At 70.5% G+C, this 17,131-nt stretch carries 19 protein-coding genes and 1 riboswitch; of the genes, 13 read left to right on the forward strand and 6 right to left on the reverse strand.

Features of this window, described 5'->3' with window-relative positions; translation table 11 throughout:
* The first annotated feature begins 10 nt into the window (after positions 1–10).
* Positions 11–274, forward strand: a complete 264-nt coding sequence (locus KBY96_RS03670) for a hypothetical protein (RefSeq protein ID WP_186698038.1) — start codon at positions 11–13, stop codon at positions 272–274.
* Here KBY96_RS03670 and KBY96_RS03675 read toward each other — a convergent pair.
* From KBY96_RS03675 to egtB, 5 genes are read right to left on the reverse strand one after another with little or no spacing between them, the layout of a single operon-like run.
* Positions 243–1,076, reverse strand: a complete 834-nt coding sequence (locus KBY96_RS03675; protein WP_254977854.1) for a YdcF family protein — start codon at positions 1,074–1,076, stop codon at positions 243–245. The two genes, KBY96_RS03670 and KBY96_RS03675, sit on opposite strands and share 32 nt — an antisense overlap.
* A 20-nt stretch (positions 1,077–1,096) precedes the next feature.
* Positions 1,097–1,609: a hercynine metabolism protein gene (locus KBY96_RS03680; RefSeq protein ID WP_254977855.1), complete on the reverse strand. Its 513-nt coding sequence runs from the start codon at positions 1,607–1,609 to the stop codon at positions 1,097–1,099.
* Complete coding sequence (locus tag KBY96_RS03685) at positions 1,606–1,869, reverse strand: hercynine metabolism small protein (protein WP_254977856.1); 264 nt, start codon at positions 1,867–1,869, stop codon at positions 1,606–1,608. The genes KBY96_RS03680 and KBY96_RS03685 overlap by 4 nt, the downstream gene beginning before the upstream one ends.
* A 17-nt stretch (positions 1,870–1,886) precedes the next feature.
* A complete protein-coding gene (egtD, locus tag KBY96_RS03690; RefSeq protein ID WP_254977857.1) occupies positions 1,887–2,870 on the reverse strand; it encodes an L-histidine N(alpha)-methyltransferase in 984 nt (327 codons plus the stop codon).
* Positions 2,867–4,165, reverse strand: a complete 1,299-nt coding sequence (gene egtB / locus KBY96_RS03695; RefSeq protein WP_254977858.1) for an ergothioneine biosynthesis protein EgtB — start codon at positions 4,163–4,165, stop codon at positions 2,867–2,869. Before egtB ends, egtD begins: the two co-directional genes overlap by 4 nt.
* 67 nt (positions 4,166–4,232) lie before the next feature.
* On the opposite strand from egtB, the gene KBY96_RS03700 reads away from it, so the two are divergent.
* Both KBY96_RS03700 and KBY96_RS03705 read left to right on the forward strand, forming a co-directional pair.
* A complete protein-coding gene (locus tag KBY96_RS03700; RefSeq protein ID WP_254977859.1) occupies positions 4,233–5,234 on the forward strand; it encodes a cysteine synthase A in 1,002 nt (333 codons plus the stop codon).
* Complete coding sequence (locus tag KBY96_RS03705; protein ID WP_254977860.1) at positions 5,234–7,363, forward strand: protein kinase domain-containing protein; 2,130 nt, start codon at positions 5,234–5,236, stop codon at positions 7,361–7,363. Before KBY96_RS03700 ends, KBY96_RS03705 begins: the two co-directional genes overlap by 1 nt.
* A 12-nt stretch (positions 7,364–7,375) precedes the next feature.
* On the opposite strand, the gene smpB is transcribed toward KBY96_RS03705, so the two are convergent.
* Positions 7,376–7,876 (reverse strand): SsrA-binding protein SmpB, encoded by a 501-nt coding sequence (smpB, locus tag KBY96_RS03710; RefSeq protein WP_254977862.1) that lies wholly within the window; start codon positions 7,874–7,876, stop codon positions 7,376–7,378.
* Between the two features lie 66 nt (positions 7,877–7,942).
* On the opposite strand from smpB, the gene ruvB reads away from it, so the two are divergent.
* The 10 genes from ruvB to KBY96_RS03760 all read left to right on the forward strand — a co-directional run bounded on the left by ruvB (position 7,943) and on the right by KBY96_RS03760 (position 17,055).
* Positions 7,943–9,058, forward strand: a complete 1,116-nt coding sequence (gene ruvB, locus KBY96_RS03715; protein ID WP_254977863.1) for a Holliday junction branch migration DNA helicase RuvB — start codon at positions 7,943–7,945, stop codon at positions 9,056–9,058.
* Complete coding sequence (locus KBY96_RS03720; protein WP_254977864.1) at positions 9,055–9,894, forward strand: tetratricopeptide repeat protein; 840 nt, start codon at positions 9,055–9,057, stop codon at positions 9,892–9,894. The genes ruvB and KBY96_RS03720 overlap by 4 nt, the downstream gene beginning before the upstream one ends.
* Positions 9,894–11,150: an amidohydrolase gene (locus KBY96_RS03725; RefSeq protein WP_254977865.1), complete on the forward strand. Its 1,257-nt coding sequence runs from the start codon at positions 9,894–9,896 to the stop codon at positions 11,148–11,150. The genes KBY96_RS03720 and KBY96_RS03725 overlap by 1 nt, the downstream gene beginning before the upstream one ends.
* Complete coding sequence (locus KBY96_RS03730) at positions 11,147–11,377, forward strand: DUF3188 domain-containing protein (protein WP_315859462.1); 231 nt, start codon at positions 11,147–11,149, stop codon at positions 11,375–11,377. The genes KBY96_RS03725 and KBY96_RS03730 overlap by 4 nt, the downstream gene beginning before the upstream one ends.
* 18 nt (positions 11,378–11,395) lie before the next feature.
* Complete coding sequence (locus KBY96_RS03735; RefSeq protein ID WP_254977866.1) at positions 11,396–11,992, forward strand: response regulator; 597 nt, start codon at positions 11,396–11,398, stop codon at positions 11,990–11,992.
* Positions 11,993–12,010: 18 nt separating this feature from the next.
* Positions 12,011–12,109: riboswitch (TPP riboswitch) on the forward strand.
* 92 nt (positions 12,110–12,201) lie between these two features.
* Positions 12,202–13,587, forward strand: a complete 1,386-nt coding sequence (gene thiC / locus KBY96_RS03740; protein ID WP_254977867.1) for a phosphomethylpyrimidine synthase ThiC — start codon at positions 12,202–12,204, stop codon at positions 13,585–13,587.
* Positions 13,588–13,744: 157 nt separating this feature from the next.
* Complete coding sequence (locus KBY96_RS03745; RefSeq protein ID WP_254977868.1) at positions 13,745–14,194, forward strand: YeeE/YedE family protein; 450 nt, start codon at positions 13,745–13,747, stop codon at positions 14,192–14,194.
* Positions 14,191–14,634 carry a DUF6691 family protein gene (locus tag KBY96_RS03750; protein WP_254977869.1) on the forward strand — a complete coding sequence of 148 codons (444 nt, stop codon included), beginning with the start codon at positions 14,191–14,193 and terminating at the stop codon, positions 14,632–14,634. The genes KBY96_RS03745 and KBY96_RS03750 overlap by 4 nt, the downstream gene beginning before the upstream one ends.
* A 13-nt stretch (positions 14,635–14,647) precedes the next feature.
* Positions 14,648–15,781, forward strand: coding sequence for a rhodanese-like domain-containing protein (locus KBY96_RS03755; protein ID WP_254977870.1), 1,134 nt, complete (start codon positions 14,648–14,650; stop codon positions 15,779–15,781).
* A gap of 392 nt (positions 15,782–16,173) precedes the next feature.
* On the forward strand, positions 16,174–17,055 hold the full coding sequence (locus KBY96_RS03760; protein WP_254977871.1) for a restriction endonuclease: 882 nt from the start codon (positions 16,174–16,176) through the stop codon (positions 17,053–17,055).
* Positions 17,056–17,131: the final 76 nt, after the last annotated feature.

Below are 17,131 nucleotides of genomic sequence, written 5' to 3' on the forward strand. Positions count from 1 at the left end.
CAACGATTCCATGAGTGGCGAGCGCGTTGGTTTTCGCTTCCAACATGCGGATGCGGTCGTGAAGCGCAACCCTCAGGGTCGCTCACGCCGTGGCTGGGTGATGGAACCCGTGGAGCAGACCACGAGCCGGGGCACGAAGATGCCCGCCTATCGCATCCGCTGGCGGGACAGTGAACGTCCGGAGATCGTGCTGCAGCACATGCTGATCGCCGATCCCGACCCCACCCCGCCGCCGGAGGGCGTCAGCCTGGTGCCCCCGGCTCCGAAGGCATGAGCGCTGGCCGGCGGTCCCTCAGCCGGTAGGCGAGGCTGCCCAGGTGCTCCTTCACTGCCACGGTGCTGAGTTCGAGGGCATCGGCACTGGGCAGCAGATCCATCACCAGGCTGGCCGCCGTGGGTGCGCCGAACTGGGCCCGCTCCGGCAGCTGAAAGTCGCAGGCCACCGGAATCACCTCCAGGCCGCTGCGCCGCTCGAAGCTCTTCAGGGAGCGGGGCAGGTGGTAGGCGCTGGTCACCAGGATGATGCGACGCCAGCCGCGCTGGCGGCCCAGCTCACCGATGTCCCGGGCTTCCTCGGCGGTGGTGCGCGAGTGCGGGTTGAGCAGAATGCGCTCGGGGGGCACCCCCAGCTCCTCGGCCAGATCCCGGGCCCAGATGGCCTCCGGGGCGGCCGGATCGCCGCTGGTGAAGCTCACACTGCCGCCGCTGGTCACCAGCAGCGGCGCCCGCTGCTGGTTCAACAGCCGCACACCGGTGAGCAGCCGGTCGCCGCCCTCGGCCACCTCCACCCCGGCTCGTGGTGGCAGTGGCGGCCGCAGGCCACCGCCCAGCACCACCACGGCGTCGGCCTGGGGGATCGGCTCCGGCACCAGGGCCGCGGCTCGCTCCTCCAGGCCCCAGATCAGCTGCCGGCTGGTGAGCGGCATGGCGAACAGCCAGATCACCCCCAGCCCGCCGGCCCCCAGCCAGGGGCCCCAGCGCCGCCTGCGGCCCAGCCATCCCGCCACCCCCAGGCTCAGGCCCAGCCCCAGGGGGTAGAGCAGCAGCGGCAGCAGCTTGGAGAGCAGGAAACCCATCGCCGAGGGGTCTGGCCGGATCAGCCCTGGTTGCGGCGCAGCCGCTCCAGGTCCTGCTGGGTTTCGAAATCGGCCCAGGCCTGATCCAGGTTCAGCTTGGGGTTGGCCTGGGCCTCGGCCTGGGCTTCGTTTCGGACGCTGGTTTCATGTTCGGTGGGAGCGTTGAGCTCGGCCTCCAGCTTGCGGAAGGCCACACCCAGTTCCCCCAGGGCCTGCCAGCGGTCACGGCCCCGGGCCCGCAGTTCGGCCACGTGCAGCTCGGCCCGCTCCGCCAGCTCGCCGGCACCGGCGGCGCGGGCCCGCCCCACCCGCCCCTCCCACTCGCCGATCTCGCCGGCCAGGTGCAGCAGTTCCGAGCGGGTCTGCTCGGCGCTCGTCTGCAGGTCGATGCGGCGGCGGCGCAGGCGCTGTTGCCGCTCCAGCCGCTCCTGCTGGCGCAGCAGCCGCTCCTGCTCGGGGTTGGCGCTCAGAAACGACTCCAGCTGCTCCTCGAGCTGCGCCTCCAGGCGGCTGAACCAGTCGCTCGCGGTCATGGCTGGGCGGGGGGTTCGGCGGCTGGGCCGGGGGCCTGGCCGGGGGCACGGGTGATCAGGGGCGCCTCGATCTCCTCCTGCAGGGGGGTGATCGCCGCCTCGCGGGAGCGCAGCAGCAGCTGGGTGAGGCGGGCGACGCCGCCCTCGCCCAGGTTCTGGCTGGCGAGCGTTTCGAAGCTGGCGGCGTAGAGCTGCTCGAGCTGGGCGATCAGGCCCTCGCGCAGCTGGCGCACGGCCTGGCGCTGGTCTTCCCTCGACATGGCGGCTGGGGCAGGGCTCAGGGTGAGTCTGCCTGGCCCAGCAGATGCAGGGACAGATCCGCGGCTGTGTCGCTCCAGCGGCCCAGCGGCCGCCAGAGCGCCTCGGCGGCCAGCTGCAGAAAGGCCTCCGGGGTGTACTTCACGCTGTATTCGCTGATCAGTTCCTCGCCGGCGGCGAAGCTCCAGCGGCCACCGGCGAGCCGCACCGTCTGGGGGCGCTGGCTCACCAGCGCCATGGCGATGCGGCTCTGCTCGGGCTGCCAGCGGGCCCGGTAGCGGAAGCCGGCGGGGTCGAAGTCGCCCTCCAGATCCCGGTTCAGGCGGGCCAGCAGGTTGAGGGCGAAGGCCGCCGAGGCGCCGGCGGCATCGTCGTAGGCGGCCTCCAGGCGCTGCACCGCCTTGGGCTGGTCGATGCCGATCAGCAGCAGGCCGCCGGGCCCCAGCAGGCGCCGGAACTGAACCAGCAAGCGGCGGGCCTCGGCCGGATCGAAGTTGCCGATCGAGCTGCCGGGGTAGAAGCCCAGCCGGCGTTGGCCGGCCAACTCGGGCAGGGGCGGCAGGGCCGGCTGGGCGTTGTAGTCGCAGCACACCCCCAGCACCCGGGTGGCGGGGTGGCCGGCCTGCAGGGCGGCGCAGGTGGCTTCCAGGGCGCTGCGGCTGATGTCCAGGGCCAGGTAGGCGGGCGGCCGCAGGGCGTCCAGCAGGGGACCGGCCTTGCGGTCGTTGCCGGCGCCGAATTCCAGCACCACCGGGGGTGGCGGGCCGATCGCCGCCGCGATCGCCGCCGCTGAGCACTCCAGCAGCCCCACCTCGGTGCGGGTGAGGGTGTACTCCGGCTGCTCGCAGATCGCCTCGAACAGCCGCGAGCCTTCGGCGTCGTAGAGCAGCCAGGCGGGCAGCTGCCGCGGCCGGCGCTCCATGCCCGCTCGCACCAGCGCGCTGATGTCGGCCGGGGCCGGATGCAGGTCGATCAGCCGCGGGCGCTGGGTGGTGAGGTTCATGGCGCCGGAAACGGTTCGCTGAGGGGGGGCTGGCCGTTACGGGCCAGGCGCAGGCCGGCCGCCATCCAGCGGCAGGCGGGGGGGAAGAAGTTGCGGTAGGTGGCGCGCTCGTGACCCGCGGGGGTGAGGAAGCCGCTGCCGCGCAGCACGAACTGGGAGCTCATGAACTTGCCGTTGTATTCGCCCACGGCGCCGGCGGCCGGCCCATAGCCCGGGTAGGGGCGGTAGGGGCTGGCGGTCCACTGCCAGAGCAGTCCATCGGCCTGGGGTAGCCCCCCCGCCGGCGCCTGGGCGGCGGCCGCCAGCTCCCATTCAGCCTCGCTGGGCAGCCGGGCACCGGCCCAGCGGGCGTAGGCGTCGGCCTCGAACCAGCTCAGGTGTCGCACCGGCGCCCGGGCCTGCCGCGGCTGCAGCCCGGCCAGGGTGAATTCGGCCTCCCCGCGCCAGTAGCGCGGCGCCCTCCAGCCCCGCTGCTGGCACACGGCCCAGCCCTCGCTCATCCACAGCTCCGGTCGCCGATAGCCGCCGTCGGCGATGAAGGCGGCGTAGTCGCCGTTGCTCACCAGCGTCGGGGCCAGACAGAAGGGTTCCAGCCACACCCTGTGGCGGGGCGCCTCGTTGTCGAAGTGGAACCCACCCCCGCCGTGACCGATCTCCACCAGCCCGCCAGGCCAGCCCAGCCAGGTCTTGCCAGGGCCGGAGCCGGCCCCATCGATCCAGGCTGCCAGCCGCCGTTGCCAGAGCGCTTCGGGGCCATCGGGGCCGGTGTCGTAGGCGGGGGCCAGGGGGTTGCGGCTGAAGCCGTCCAGCAGGTCCATCAGCAGCAGTTCCTGATGCTGTTGCTCGTGCTGGCGCCCCAGCTCCAGCAGCTCCCGCAGCGCCACGGCGCGGCTGGGCTCGAGCCGCTCCAGCAGCGCGGGAAGCTGCCCCAGGGCGGCATCCAGACGCTTTCGCCAGGCCAGCACGGCGGCGATCGGCGGCCGGCTGAGCAGGCCGCGCTGGGGCCGCGGATGGCGCTCGCCAACGGCGTCGTAATAGCTGTTGAACAGGAACCCCCAGGCCTCGGGGGCGGGCTCGTAGGCCAGGGGCAGCCCCGCCTGCAGCAGGGGCCTGAGCACGAACTGCTCGAAGAACCAGGTGGTGTGCCCCAGGTGCCACTTGGGCGGGCTGGCGTCGGCCATGCCCTGGAGGCAGAGGTCCTCCGGTTCCAGGGGTGCGATCAGCTCCAGGCTGCGGGCGCGCACGGCGAGCAGATCGCTGGCCAGATCGGTCCCCTGCAGCAGGCCGCTGGTCATCGCATCACTGGGCTCAGGCCCGACCATAGGGAGCTTGCCTACGATCCGCCCACGCGGCGGAGGCTTGATGGGTGGGATCAGTGAGGGGTTCGTCGCCGCGGTGGGCCACACGCCGCTCATCCGCCTGCGCCTGCTCAGTGAGCTCACCGGCTGCACGATCCTCGGCAAGGCCGAGTTCATGAACCCCGGTGGTTCGGTGAAGGATCGGGCCGCCCTGGGCATCCTGCTGGAGGCGGAGGAGCAGGGGCTGCTCCAGCCCGGCGGCACGGTGGTGGAGGGCACCGCCGGCAACACCGGCATCGGCCTCACCCACATCTGCAATGCCCGCGGCTACAAGGCCCTGATCGTCATTCCCGATACGCAGTCGGCCGAGAAGATCAACCTGCTGCGCAGCCTCGGCGCCGAGGTGCGCACCGTGCCGGCCGTGCCCTACCGCGACCCCAACAACTACGTGAAGCTCTCGGGTCGCATCGCCGCCGAAACCCCCGGAGCCGTGTGGGCCAACCAGTTCGACAACCTGGCCAACCGCCGCGCTCACTACGCCAGCACCGGGCCGGAGATCTGGGAGCAGACCGGGGGCAGGCTGGATGCCTGGGTGGCGGCCACCGGTACCGGCGGCACCTACGCCGGTGTGGCGCTGTTCCTCAAGGAACGCAACCCGAGGGTGCGCTGCGTGCTGGCCGACCCCCATGGCAGTGCGCTCTATTCCTGGGCGAAAACCGGCGAACTGGCCAGCGAGGGCAATTCGGTGACCGAGGGCATCGGCAACAGCCGCATCACCGCCAACCTCCAGGGGGCGCCCGTTGATGACGCCGTGCGCATCGCCGACCAGGCTGCCCTCGACACCATCTACGACCTGCTCTGGCGCGAGGGACTGTTCATGGGGGGCTCGGTGGGCATCAACGTGGCCGCGGCGGTGGAGACGGCGCGGCGGCTGGGCCCGGGCCACACGATCGTCACCGTGCTCTGCGACAGCGGCGACCGCTATCGGTCCCGGCTCTACGACCGTGACTGGCTGGCGAGCCGTGGGTTGCGGCAACCTGAGCGCCCAGCGGTAGCCGCCGGCTGATGGCATCCGACTCCGAGCACACCAGTGACTCCCGCCCGGGCGAGCTGATCGGCGATCGCTACAGGCTGGAGCAGCAGCTGGGGGAGGGGCCCCAGGGCTGGGTGTGGCGCGGCTGTGACCAACTCGCCGCCGATGCCCCGGTGGTGCTGCGCCAGCTCGGGCCGGAGCACGATCAGCAGCGGGCGCGGGAGCTCTGGAGCCGCCTGCAGGGGGTGCTGCACCCCCAGGTGCCGCGCCTGGGGGCGGCCATCAGCCACAACGGCAGCCTCTGGTTGGTGCGCGAGTGGCTGTCCGGTCCCACCTTCGCTGATCTGCAGGCCGCCCGGGGCCAGCGCCAGATGGTGTTCGGGGCCGGCGAGGTGCTGCTGCTGCTGCGCCAGATCCTGCCGGCGCTGGCGGTGTTGCATGGCCAGCAGCTGGCCCACGGCGACCTCTGCCCCGCCAACCTGCTGCGCCGTGACAGCGACGGGCTGCCGGTGCTGCTCGACTACGGCCTGGTGGCCGGCACGGCGGCCGTGACCCCCGGCTATGCACCGCCCGAGCTGGCCAGCGGCCAGCGCCTGGAACCGTGGATGGACTGCCACGCCCTGGGCGTGACGGCCCTGGTGCTGCTCAGCGGTGATCCGCCCGAGCGGCTGCTCGACCCCGCCACCATGGCCTGGCGCTGGCCGGCGTCCCTGGCCGAGGAGCCTGGGCTGCGGGCCGCCCTGGAGGGGCTGCTGGCCACCGATCCTGGGCGCCGCTACGGCTCGGCGGCGGCGGCGCTGGCGGCCATGCAGGCCCTGCCCATGCCGGAGAGCACCGGACCGGTGCCGCGCTCCGACCGCACCCTGGCCCTGGTGCCGCCGGCCGCACCGCCGCCACCGCCAGCCACCGCTGCCAGCCCGGCCCCGCCCCTGCCGCCGGCCCTCGGCATTGCGGCGGCCGCCGCCACCGCCGCTGCTGGGGCGGCTGGTTCGAGGCCGTCTGTCCAGCTGCCGTTTGAACCGGTGGCCGCCGCGGAGCCGCCTGATCTCCCCCCCCTCAACACCCTTGACAGCCGCCGGGCGCCCGGCGGCCGGCTGCTGCGGGGCGAGGAGCGCGAGCTGCAGGCCGACGGCAGCGTGTGGCCGGTGGTGATGGCTCTGGTGCTCTCGGCCGTGGTGGGCACGGCCCTGGGTTGGTGGTGGCTGAGCCGCGGCACCAGCTCGGAGCCCAGCACCCCCGATGTGGCTCTGCAGCTGCCCAGCAGCCTGCCCCGGGAGGAGGTGAATCAGCGCCAGCAGCTGCTCAACCGCCTGCGCGCCCTGCAGGTGGAACGGGCCTGGTTCCTGAAGCTCGTGGATGCCAGCCTGCTGGCCCGCTTCCCGGAGCGGGGCGGGCGCCTGCCCAGCGATTCCGCCGAGGATGCGCCCCTGCGCCAGGCCTGGAATGACCTGGCCGAGGAGTTGCTGGCCCGGGTGGAACAGCTGCCCCTCACCCTGCGCCAGCGGCTGGGCCGCTATAGCAATGCCGACTGGGAGCGGCGCGAGAACCAGCTGGAGTCGCAGGGGCTGAGCCCTCCGGTGCTGCGCCAGCTGGTGTCGGCCAATGCCCAGGCCCTGCTGCCTGGCCGCTCCGGCACCTCCATCCCCTCTGAGCCGTTTCGCCAGCTCTGGTACGCCGCCGCCGAGCAGAGCCTCTCCAACCTCCAGATCGAGACGATCCAGGCCCGGCCCCTGCAGACCGAGGTGCGCAACACCTCGGTGGCCGCCGGGGGCGCGCGCCTGTTCCCGGTGCGCGCCCCGGAGGGCCACGCGGTGGTGCTGGGGGTGAATGGCTCGCCGTTGATGCAGATGGCCGTGTTCGCCGCCGACGGCACCCTGCTGGAGTCGCGCGGGCCGCTGCGGGTGGTGAGCCTGGACGGGCAGAACCGCCAGCCGCTGCAGCTGCTGGTGAGCAACGACGGTGTGGCGGCGGGGGTGATCACGCTCTCGGTGCGGGCCGATCCCCCCGCACCGGAGCCGCCGCCGCCGGTGCCCGAGGCCGGCGAGCGCCGCGAGCCGGCGCCGCAAGACGACAGCCTGGAGGGCCTCTCGGAGCCCCGCCAGGAGCAGGCACCCGAAGCCAACGAGGAGGCTGGGCCCGCCGGTGCCGACCAGTCCCAGTAGCCGAGCTCGGCCCTAGATGCGGGCGATGGCGGCGCGGGTCTCCTTCGCCATCTCCTTGCGCTTCTCCTCCTGGCGCTTGTCGTGCAGCTTGCGGCCCTTGGCCAGACCCAGGGTCACCTTGATCCAGGAGCCCTTGAGATGCAGGTTGAGGGGGATCAGGGTGAGTCCCTTCTGCTCCAGGGCCACGCGCAGCTTGTCGATCTCGCGGCGGTGGGCCAGCAGGGTGCGCACCCGCAGGGGCTCGTGGTTGAAGTAGGCGCCGGCGTGGCTGTGGGGGGAGATGTGCACGTTGTGCAGCTGCAGCTGGCCGTTGCGGATCAGGCAGAAGCCGTCGCGCAGGTTGGCCTGGCCGGCCCGGATCGACTTCACCTCCGTGCCCACCAGCTCGATGCCGCACTCGAGGGTGTCGAGGATCTCGTACTGGTGCCGGGCGAAGCGGTTGTCGGCCAGCAGGCGCTGGGCCGCGTCGCGCTGGGCCCTGGCGGCGAGCTTCTTGGTGCCGCCCTTGGCCATGGCTGTGATCCCGCTGCGCGCCTGCTCCGACTCCCGACCCTAGGCAGGGGCCGGTACCCTCCACCCATGGCGATCGTTTCCTCCGGATCCCAGGGCCAGGGCCGCCCCGGAGCCACCCCGGCGCCGCGTCGGCTGCTCGACCCGGCGGCCGCCAACGGGCCGGCACTGGATGGCCCGGCCGCCGTGCCGGAGGTGGTGGTCCGCGAAGACTCCCTGCGGCCGAAACGACTGGACGACTACATCGGCCAGAGCGAGCTCAAGCAGGTGCTGCGCATCGCCGTGGAGGCCACCCGGGCCCGCGCCGAGGCCCTCGACCACGTGCTGCTCTACGGACCCCCCGGCCTGGGCAAGACCACCATGGCCCTGGTGCTGGCCGAGGAGCTGGGGGTGCGCTGCCGCATCACCAGCGCTCCGGCCCTGGAGCGTCCGCGCGACATCGTGGGGCTGCTGGTGAACCTGCAGCCCCATGAGCTGCTGTTCATCGACGAGATCCACCGCCTCAACCGGGTGGCCGAGGAGCTGCTCTACCCGGCGATGGAGGACTACCGCCTCGACCTCACCGTGGGCAAGGGCACCACCGCCCGCACCCGCAGCCTGCCGATCGCCCCCTTCACCCTGGTGGGGGCCACCACCCGCGCCGGGGCGTTGAGTTCACCGCTGCGGGATCGCTTCGGGCTGATCCAGCGGTTGGAGTTCTACGGCCTCCACGACCTCCAGGCGATCGTGCTGCGGGCCGCCGGCCTGCTGGAGGTGCGGCTCGATGCCGCGGCGGCCCTGGAGGTGGCCCGCCGCTGCCGCGGTACCCCGCGCATCGCCAACCGCTTGCTGCGCCGGGTTCGGGATGTGGCGAGTGTGCGCGGCCGGGAGCAGGTCACGGCCGCGCTGGTGCACGAGGCCCTGACCCTGCACCGGGTGGATGGCCGCGGCCTCGATGCCCACGACCGCCGCCTGCTCACGCTAATGCTGGAGGGCTACGGCGGCGGTCCTGTGGGCCTCGACACCCTGGCGGCCGGCCTGGGCGAAGACCCCGCCACGCTGGAGGCTGTGGTGGAGCCCTACCTGCTGCAGCAGGGCCTGATGCAGCGCACCCCCCGCGGGCGTTTGCTCACCGAGGCGGGCCGGGCCCACCTGGCCGACGCTGGCCCGGTGGCCGCCATTCCTGCCGTTGGCGAGCGCCCATGAGCCGGCCCCCGCTGCGCTCTGCGGCCCTGCCCCTGCTGGTGCTGCTGCTCACGGCGCTGCTGGCGGTGGTGCCGGCTGCCGCTGCCGCCAGGGTCGTTGGCGCCGGTGGCGGAGCTCCGCCCCAGACGCCGCTGCCGGAGCTGTTCGATCAGGCCCTGCGGGCCAGCCGCGAGGGGCGCTTCGGCGATGCCCTGCCGCTCTGGAACCAGGTGCTGGAGGTGGCGCCGGACGACGCGGCGGCCTGGAGCAACCGCGGCAACGTGCAGCTGGCCCTGGGGGATCCCCGGGCGGCGATCGCCGACCAGACCCACGCCATCGCGCTGGAGCCCGGCAGCAGTGATCCCCACCTCAACCGCGGCACCGCCGAGGAGGCCCTGCAGCGCTGGGATGCCGCCGAGGCCGACTACCGCTGGATCCTGGAGCGGCCCGATGCCGGGGAGGTGCGGGCCTCGGCCCTCTACAACCTGGGCAACGTGCAGGGTTCCCGCGGCGACTGGGTTGCCGCCCGCCACAGCTTCGAGGCGGCCGCCGATCTGCGGCCCGGCTTCGCCATGGCCCGCTCCAGCGCTGCCCTGGCCGCCTTCCAGCTCGGCGAGCTGGAGGTGGCTGAGCGCAGCCTGCGCTCCCTGATCCGCCGCCATCCCCTGTTCGCCGACGCCCGCGCCGGCCTCACCGCCCTGCTCTGGCGGCGTGGCGCCCGCGGCGAGGCCGAGAGCAACTGGGTGTCGGCCTCCGGTCTCGATCCCCGTTACCGCCAGCGAGAATGGCTGCAGAGCACCCGGCGCTGGCCCCCGGAGCCGGTGGAGGCGCTGCAGCAGTTCCTGGCGATCACCTGATGCCCCCCCTTGATTGTCTGCCGCTGCAAACCTCCCCGAGCTGGCTGGAGCTGGGGCTGGAGCAGGACCTGGCCGCGGTGCTGCCCGAGCTGATCCAGCTGCGCCGCCACCTGCACCGCCATCCGGAGCTGAGCGGCCACGAGCAGCAGACCGCCGCCCTGGTGGCGGGCGAGCTGCGGCGCTGGGGCTGGGAGGTGCGCGAGGGCGTGGGCCGCACCGGCGTGCTGGCGGAGCTTGGCCCCCGGCTGCGGCCCGATGGCTCGCCCGCACCGCTGGTGGCCCTGCGGGTGGACATGGATGCCCTGCCGGTGGAGGAGCGCACCGAGCTCGACTACGCCTCCACCGTGCAGGGCCTGATGCACGCCTGCGGCCACGACATGCACAGCGCCGTGGGCCTGGGGGTGGCCGCCCTGCTGGCGGCCCTGGCCGGGCGCCAGCCCGAGCGGCTCACGGCCCGGGTGCGGCTGCTCTTCCAGCCGGCGGAGGAAACGGCCGAGGGGGCGGCCTGGATGAAGGCCGATGGCGCCATCGAGGGCGTCGATGCCCTGTTCGGGGTGCATGTGTTCCCCTCGATCCCGGTGGGGCAGATCGGCGTGCGCAGCGGCAGCCTCACCGCCGCCGCCGGCGAACTGGAGATCGAGGTGATCGGCGAGAGCGGCCATGGTGCCCGGCCGCACCAGAGCACCGATGCGATCTGGATCGCGGCCCGGGTGGTGAGCGGCCTGCAGGAGGCGATCAGCCGCCGACTCGACGCCCTGCATCCGGTGGTGGTGAGTTTCGGGCGCATCGAGGGGGGTCGCGCCTTCAACGTGATCGCCGACCACGTGCGCCTGCTGGGCACGGTGCGCTGCCTCGACCTGGAGCTGCACGACCGGCTGCCGCTGTGGATCGAGGAGACGGTGCACGCCCTCTGCCGCGGCCACGGCGGTGAGGCCCGGGTGCGCTACCGCCGCATCTCGCCGCCGGTGCACAACGACCACGAGCTCACCGCCCTGGTGGCCGAGGCCGGCGTGGAGCTGCTGGGACCCGCCCAGGTGCAGTGGCTGGAGCAGCCGTCGCTGGGCGCTGAAGACTTCGCCGAACTGCTCGACGGCCTGCGCGGCACGATGTTTCGGCTGGGGGTGGCGGGCCCGGAGGGCTGCACGCCGCTGCACAGCAACACCTTCGCGCCCGATGAGGGCGCCCTGGCGGTGGGGGTGAGGGTGCTCAGCCTCACCCTGCTGCGCTGGATGGAACGCCAGAGCACACCCCTGTGACCTCGAAACCGGTGCGCTCCCGCCTCCTGCTCGATGGGCTGATGGTGTTCGCGGCGCCGTTGCTGATCCTGCTGGCCCTGGCGGTGCTGCTGCAGCGCCAGGGGCGCGATCGCCTCCAGGCCGTACCGGCCCTGGCCATCGGCAGCGCTCTGATGGTGGCCAGCCGGGTGCGTCGTCAGCGCCGCCGCCGGGACTTGTTGCTGGCCCTGCGACAGGAACGGCGCTGATGCAGGCAAGCTGGTGGCATGAGCAACCAGCCAAACCTCCAGCAGCTGCGCGACGCGATCACCTGTGGCGATCCCGGCCGGTCCATGCCCGCCCTGGTGGCCCTGCGCGAGGCCACGGTGGAGGAGGCGGTGCCCCTGTTGCTGCTGGGGCTGGCGGAGGAGGCCTTCCTGGTGCGCTCGCTGAGCTGCGCCGGCCTGGGCGTGAAGTGCAATGAGGCCGGCCGGCAGGCCCTGGTGCGGGCCCTGGAGGGCGATGCCGATCCCAACGTGCGCGCCGAGGCGGCCAACTCGCTGGTGAACCACGGGTTGGAGCAGGCCTGGCCCCTGCTGCTGGAGGCCTTCCGCCGCGACCAGGAGTGGCTGCTGCGCTGCAGCGTGCTCTCGGCGGTGGCCGAGCATCCCGAAGCCCGCCCCGAGAAGCTGCTGGAGCTGGCCAGCCTGGCGATCGAGGCCAGTGATGGCACCGTGCGGGTGGGCGGCGCCGAGATCCTCGGCCGGCTGGTGCGGGAGGGCGAGGAGCCGTCTGCGGCCACAGCTCGCGGGCTGCTGCAGCGGCTCCAGGCCGATCCCGACCACCGGGTGGTGGGCGCCGCCCTCAACGGCCTGCAGGCCTGAGCAGCGTGGCTAGGGTTAGTTGGTCACTAGGGGTGCCCGGGCGCAGCCTGGGCTGAGATCACACCCTCCGAACCTGATCCGGGTCATGCCGGCGCAGGGAAGTGAGCCGCCCGCTACCACGGTGGGCGGGACGATCTCGGCAACGCAACCGGAACCCCGACACGGCCGCTGGCCGGCCGTTCCCGTTCCGTTCTTTGCCCCCACCGATCATGCGTAGCGCCTGGATTGAGAAGCGCCGCGGCCACGCCAACGTGAGCCAGATGCACTACGCCCGCCAGGGCCTGATCACCGAGGAGATGGCCTATGTGGCCCAGCGGGAGAACCTGCCCGAGTCGCTGGTGATGGAGGAGGTGGCCCGTGGGCGGATGATCATCCCGGCGAACATCAACCACCCCAACCTGGAGCCGATGGCGATCGGCATCGCCAGCCGCTGCAAGGTGAACGCCAACATCGGCGCCTCCCCCAATGCCTCCGATCTCGATGAGGAGGTGGCCAAGCTGCGCCTGGCGGTGAAATACGGCGCCGACACGGTGATGGATCTCTCCACCGGCGGCGTGAACCTCGATGAGGTGCGCACGGCGATCATCAACGCCTCGCCCGTGCCGATCGGCACGGTGCCGGTGTATCAGGCACTGGAGAGCGTGCACGGCTCAATCGAGAAACTCGATGCCGACGACTTCCTGCACATCATCGAGAAGCACTGTCAGCAGGGGGTCGACTACCAGACCATCCATGCCGGCCTGCTGATCGAGCATCTGCCGCTGGTGAAGGGCCGCCTCACGGGGATCGTGAGCCGCGGCGGCGGCATCCTGGCCCAGTGGATGCTCTATCACCACAAGCAGAACCCGCTGTTCACCCGCTTCGACGACATCATCGAGATCTTCAAGCGCTACGACTGCAGCTTCTCCCTTGGGGATTCGCTGCGGCCGGGCTGCCAGCACGATGCCTCCGATGCCGCCCAGCTGGCCGAACTGAAAACCCTCGGCCAGCTCACCCGCCGGGCCTGGGAGCACGACGTGCAGGTGATGGTGGAGGGTCCGGGCCATGTGCCGATGGACCAGATCGAGTTCAACGTGAAAAAGCAGATGGAGGAGTGCAGCGAAGCTCCCTTCTATGTGCTCGGTCCGCTCGTCACCGACATCGCCCCCGGCTACGACCACATCACCAGCGCCATCGGCGCGGCCCTGGCCGGCTGGCACGGCACGGCCATGCTCTGCTACGTGACCCCCAAGGAGCACCTGGGCCTGCCCAATGCCGAGGATGTGCGTGAGGGGTTGATCGCCTACAAGATCGCCGCCCACGCCGCCGACATCGCCCGCCACCGCCCCGGTGCCCGCGACCGGGACGACGAACTCAGCCGCGCCCGCTACGCCTTCGACTGGAACCGCCAGTTCGAGCTGAGCCTGGATCCGGAGCGGGCCCGCGAGTATCACGACGAAACCCTGCCGGCCGACATCTACAAGCAGGCCGAGTTCTGCTCCATGTGCGGGCCCAAGCACTGCCCGATGCAGACCAAGATCACCGACGAGGACCTTGAAGGCCTGGCGGAGGTGCTGGAGCAGCAGAAGGCCCAGGGGGAGCCGCTGGGCGTCTGAGTTGGTGGAGCGGCCCCAGCGGCTGATTCCGGACGCTCCCTGGCAGGCCCCCCCAGTCCCTATGGGTCGATCCGGCAACTCCGGGCTGCCAGCCACCTGGAGTTGCCTGCCGTCACCGACGTGTTTAGGGTCCGGCTGTCTTCGGTGACCGCATCGATTGGGCTTCCCTTTTCCCAATGGCGTCACGTCCTATCTGTACGGGGGGCTGTTCCTCGGACTGGGACTGATGGTCATGTACCTCACCCTCGGTGTGAAAGCCGGAGCGAGTTCCTTCCTGAGCTCCACGCTCACCTACGTCACGCCGCTCACGGCTGAGCGCAGCTCGCGCCAGTGGCGTCTGCTGTTCGCCCTGGCCATGGTGCTCGGCGCCTGGCTGTACGCCGCGACCCACCAGGCGTTCTTCGTCACGGCGGTGGGCTGGTGGAGGCTGGCGCTGGGGGGTGTGCTGGTGGGTTTCGGCACGCGGCTCTCCTCGGGCTGCACCTCCGGCCACGGCATCTGCGGCGTTGCCTCGTTCTCGAGGGCGTCGCTGCTGGCGGTCGCCGTGTTCATGGCGGTGGCCATCGTCACCGCTCGGATCGTGCTGCTGCTGGGGGTGACCCCATGAAGCGTCTGATCTCGATCCTGCTGGGTGGTGGTCTGTTCGGCTACGGGCTGGCCTGGAGCGGCATGGCCCGGCCGGAGGTGGTGCTGAGCTTCCTGCAGCTGCGCGACCTCGGCCTGCTGCTGGTGATGGCGGCGGCCCTGGCGGTCACCACCATCGGCTTCCGGCTGGCCCCGCGGCTGCGTCAGACCACGCTGCTGGGGCTGCCCTTCTCCCACGAGGTGAAGCCGATGCTGGCCGGCACCGTGCCGGGTGCCGTGATCTTCGGTGTGGGCTGGGGTCTGAGCGGCCTGTGCCCGGGGGCGGCGGTGGCCAGCATCGGCATCGGCAACGGGCCGGTGTTGATCGGCCTGGCCGGGATGTTCCTGGGCGCCTACCTGCAGGGTGTGCTGGCTGAAGGTCGCCCGAAGCTGCAGGCTGGACCGCAGCAGGGTGAGGGCTGAGTCGCCAGACGCGATGGCATCCTCCGCTCCCTTTCCCCTGGCGGCCGCCGCCGGCGGTGCTCCGCTGCTGCTGCGGCAGCTGTTCGACGCCGAGACGGGCACCTTCACCTACCTGCTGGCGGATGTGGCCTCCAGGCAGGGGGTGCTGATCGATTCGGTGTACGAGCAGCACCCCCGCGATCTCTCCCTGATCCGGGAACTGGGGATCGATCTGGTCGCCAGTCTCGATACCCACGTTCACGCCGACCACGTGACCGGCAGCTGGCGGCTGCACCGGGCCACCGGCTGCGCCATCGCCCTGGCCGCCGTTGCCGGGGCCGAGAACGTGACCCTGCCCCTGCGCCACGGTGATCAGGTGAGCTTCGGCGGCCGCCATCTGGAGGTGCGCGCCACCCCCGGCCACACCGATGGCTGCCTCAGCGTCGTGCTCGATGACCACAGCATGGCCTTCACCGGCGATGCCCTGCTTGTGCGGGGCTGCGGCCGCTGTGATTTTCAGCAGGGGGATGCCGCCACCCTCTACCACTCGATCACCGAGCAGCTCCTCTCCCTGCCCGACCACTGCCTGCTCTACCCGGCCCACGATTACAGCGGCCGGGCGGTGAGTTCGGTGGCCGAGGAAAAGGCCTACAACGCCCGGCTCGGGGGTGAGGCCGATGAGCGCGACTTCGTGGGCTACATGGAGAACCTGCACCTCCCCCACCCCAACCGGATCGCAGCGGCCTTGCCGGCCAACCTGCGCTCCGGCAGGCCCGCTGACGGTGGGTTGGAGGAAGCGGACGACTGGGGACCGATCGAGCGCAGTTATGCCGGCCTGCCGGAACTGACGGCCGGCTGGGTGGCCGATCACCGCGAGGCGCTGACGCTGGTGGATGTGCGCTCCGAAGCGGAAGTGCAGGGCCCGGACGGTCGCATCCCGGGCAGCCTGCTTATTCCCCTGCCCGAGTTGGAGAGCCGGGCCGGCGAGATCCCCACGGATCGACCCACGGTGGTGCTTTGCCACTCCGGCAGCCGCTCCGCCCTGGCCACGCAACAGCTGCAGAAGAACGGGTTCACACGGGTGGCCAACATGCGCGGCGGCATCCGGGCCTGGAAGGCGCAGGGCCTGCCGCTGGAGCACCCCGCAGCCACTCCCACGGGACCATGACCCTGAGGCGGCGCTCGATCCGGTTGGATCCCGGCCACCAGCTCGGCCGGATGCCGCGAGCAATCCAAGGCGATCGACGGGTTGGCGAGCCAGGAGTTCAACCCTCCGGCTGGCGAATCACCCTGGGCTGTCTACCTGTGCGGCCAGACCTTGTGTATCGCTACGAACAGGTGGTTGTCGGACCCGCGAACCACTCCTACACTGGGTCGGTCATGCACCTGAAGCACTGCGCCACAGTGCTTTTCCCGATATCACCGGCATCATCGGATTGTGGTTATCGGAAGCGGCAGCCCAAGTTGGCTTGGTTCTCGGAACCGTCTAATGACTAGTCAGAAGTACAGGAAAGCCTGATCGCGTTAGGGCAACTACACTTGGGTCGCATCCTGCTCTGAATGGCAAAGAAAGCTCAGGCTGAATTCATTCGGTGGTTCGGCCCTCTACTGGATGCCCTTCGGGATCTTGGCGATTCAGGCCGCCCCAGAGAAGTTTCTGCACGCATTGCCAAGAACCTCAGTCTTCCTGACGAGTTACTTGATCAGACACTAAAGTCTGGAGGAAGCAAGTTTCACAACCAGGTGGCTTGGGCTAGACAGTATTTAGTGTGGGAAGGCCTGCTAGATTCATCCAAGTATGGAACATGGACGCTTACTGAAAAGGGACGCAACACCCATCTAGACGAAAAAGAGTCAAGGGACATCTTCCTGAAATGGGTCTCAATCCACGCCGAGAACCGAAAGCAAAAGAAGGAGGCTCAGGAGACAGAAGAGGAGACGCTCATGCCAGGGGCTCCCTCAGAGGAGCCCGATGAAGACGAGAAGCTTGATCTAATTAATACTCTGAGATCAATCAGTCCCTCGGGGTTCGAGAAAGTCTGTAGAGAACTTCTGAGGGAATCAGGCTTTCAGAATGTTGAAGTTACTGGGGGCTCCGCAGACGGCGGCATTGATGGCTATGGAACGCTGGAGATCAACCCTTTTGTTAGCTTCAAAGTTCTCTTCCAATGCAAGCGTTACGGAAAGGGCAACCTTGTCTCTCGTGCTCAAGTCGGTGATTTCCGCAACACGATGATTGGTCGAGCCGAAAAGGGCATCATCATCACCACATCAGGGTTTAGCAACGCGGCCGTCGAAGAAGCGAACAGAGAGGGAGCGCCACAAGTTGAACTCGTCGACGGTGATAAACTGGTCGAGATGTTTGAGAAGGTTGAGCTAGGCTTAGTAAAACGCACTGTCTATGATGTTGATCCTGCTTACTTCGAGAAGTTTAAGAACTGACTTCTAACATCGCCATTCACCTGTGCCGCCTCCACGTGTCTCCAGACTTCTCCAGTTTCATCTTGCAGCCAGTTGA

Source organism: Cyanobium sp. ATX 6A2, from assembly GCF_024346355.1.
Classification (GTDB): domain Bacteria; phylum Cyanobacteriota; class Cyanobacteriia; order PCC-6307; family Cyanobiaceae; genus NIES-981.

Coding starts and splice junctions, on each gene's coding strand:
- KBY96_RS03670 (WP_186698038.1), top strand. CDS start 11: ATGAGTGGCGAGCGCGTTGGTTTTCGCTTCCAACATGCGGATGCGGTC.
- KBY96_RS03675 (WP_254977854.1), bottom strand. CDS start 1,076: ATGGGTTTCCTGCTCTCCAAGCTGCTGCCGCTGCTGCTCTACCCCCTG.
- KBY96_RS03680 (WP_254977855.1), bottom strand. CDS start 1,609: ATGACCGCGAGCGACTGGTTCAGCCGCCTGGAGGCGCAGCTCGAGGAG.
- KBY96_RS03685 (WP_254977856.1), bottom strand. CDS start 1,869: ATGTCGAGGGAAGACCAGCGCCAGGCCGTGCGCCAGCTGCGCGAGGGC.
- egtD (WP_254977857.1), bottom strand. CDS start 2,870: ATGAACCTCACCACCCAGCGCCCGCGGCTGATCGACCTGCATCCGGCC.
- egtB (WP_254977858.1), bottom strand. CDS start 4,165: ATGACCAGCGGCCTGCTGCAGGGGACCGATCTGGCCAGCGATCTGCTC.
- KBY96_RS03700 (WP_254977859.1), top strand. CDS start 4,233: ATGGGTGGGATCAGTGAGGGGTTCGTCGCCGCGGTGGGCCACACGCCG.
- KBY96_RS03705 (WP_254977860.1), top strand. CDS start 5,234: ATGGCATCCGACTCCGAGCACACCAGTGACTCCCGCCCGGGCGAGCTG.
- smpB (WP_254977862.1), bottom strand. CDS start 7,876: ATGGCCAAGGGCGGCACCAAGAAGCTCGCCGCCAGGGCCCAGCGCGAC.
- ruvB (WP_254977863.1), top strand. CDS start 7,943: ATGGCGATCGTTTCCTCCGGATCCCAGGGCCAGGGCCGCCCCGGAGCC.
- KBY96_RS03720 (WP_254977864.1), top strand. CDS start 9,055: ATGAGCCGGCCCCCGCTGCGCTCTGCGGCCCTGCCCCTGCTGGTGCTG.
- KBY96_RS03725 (WP_254977865.1), top strand. CDS start 9,894: ATGCCCCCCCTTGATTGTCTGCCGCTGCAAACCTCCCCGAGCTGGCTG.
- KBY96_RS03735 (WP_254977866.1), top strand. CDS start 11,396: ATGAGCAACCAGCCAAACCTCCAGCAGCTGCGCGACGCGATCACCTGT.
- thiC (WP_254977867.1), top strand. CDS start 12,202: ATGCGTAGCGCCTGGATTGAGAAGCGCCGCGGCCACGCCAACGTGAGC.
- KBY96_RS03750 (WP_254977869.1), top strand. CDS start 14,191: ATGAAGCGTCTGATCTCGATCCTGCTGGGTGGTGGTCTGTTCGGCTAC.
- KBY96_RS03755 (WP_254977870.1), top strand. CDS start 14,648: ATGGCATCCTCCGCTCCCTTTCCCCTGGCGGCCGCCGCCGGCGGTGCT.
- KBY96_RS03760 (WP_254977871.1), top strand. CDS start 16,174: ATGGCAAAGAAAGCTCAGGCTGAATTCATTCGGTGGTTCGGCCCTCTA.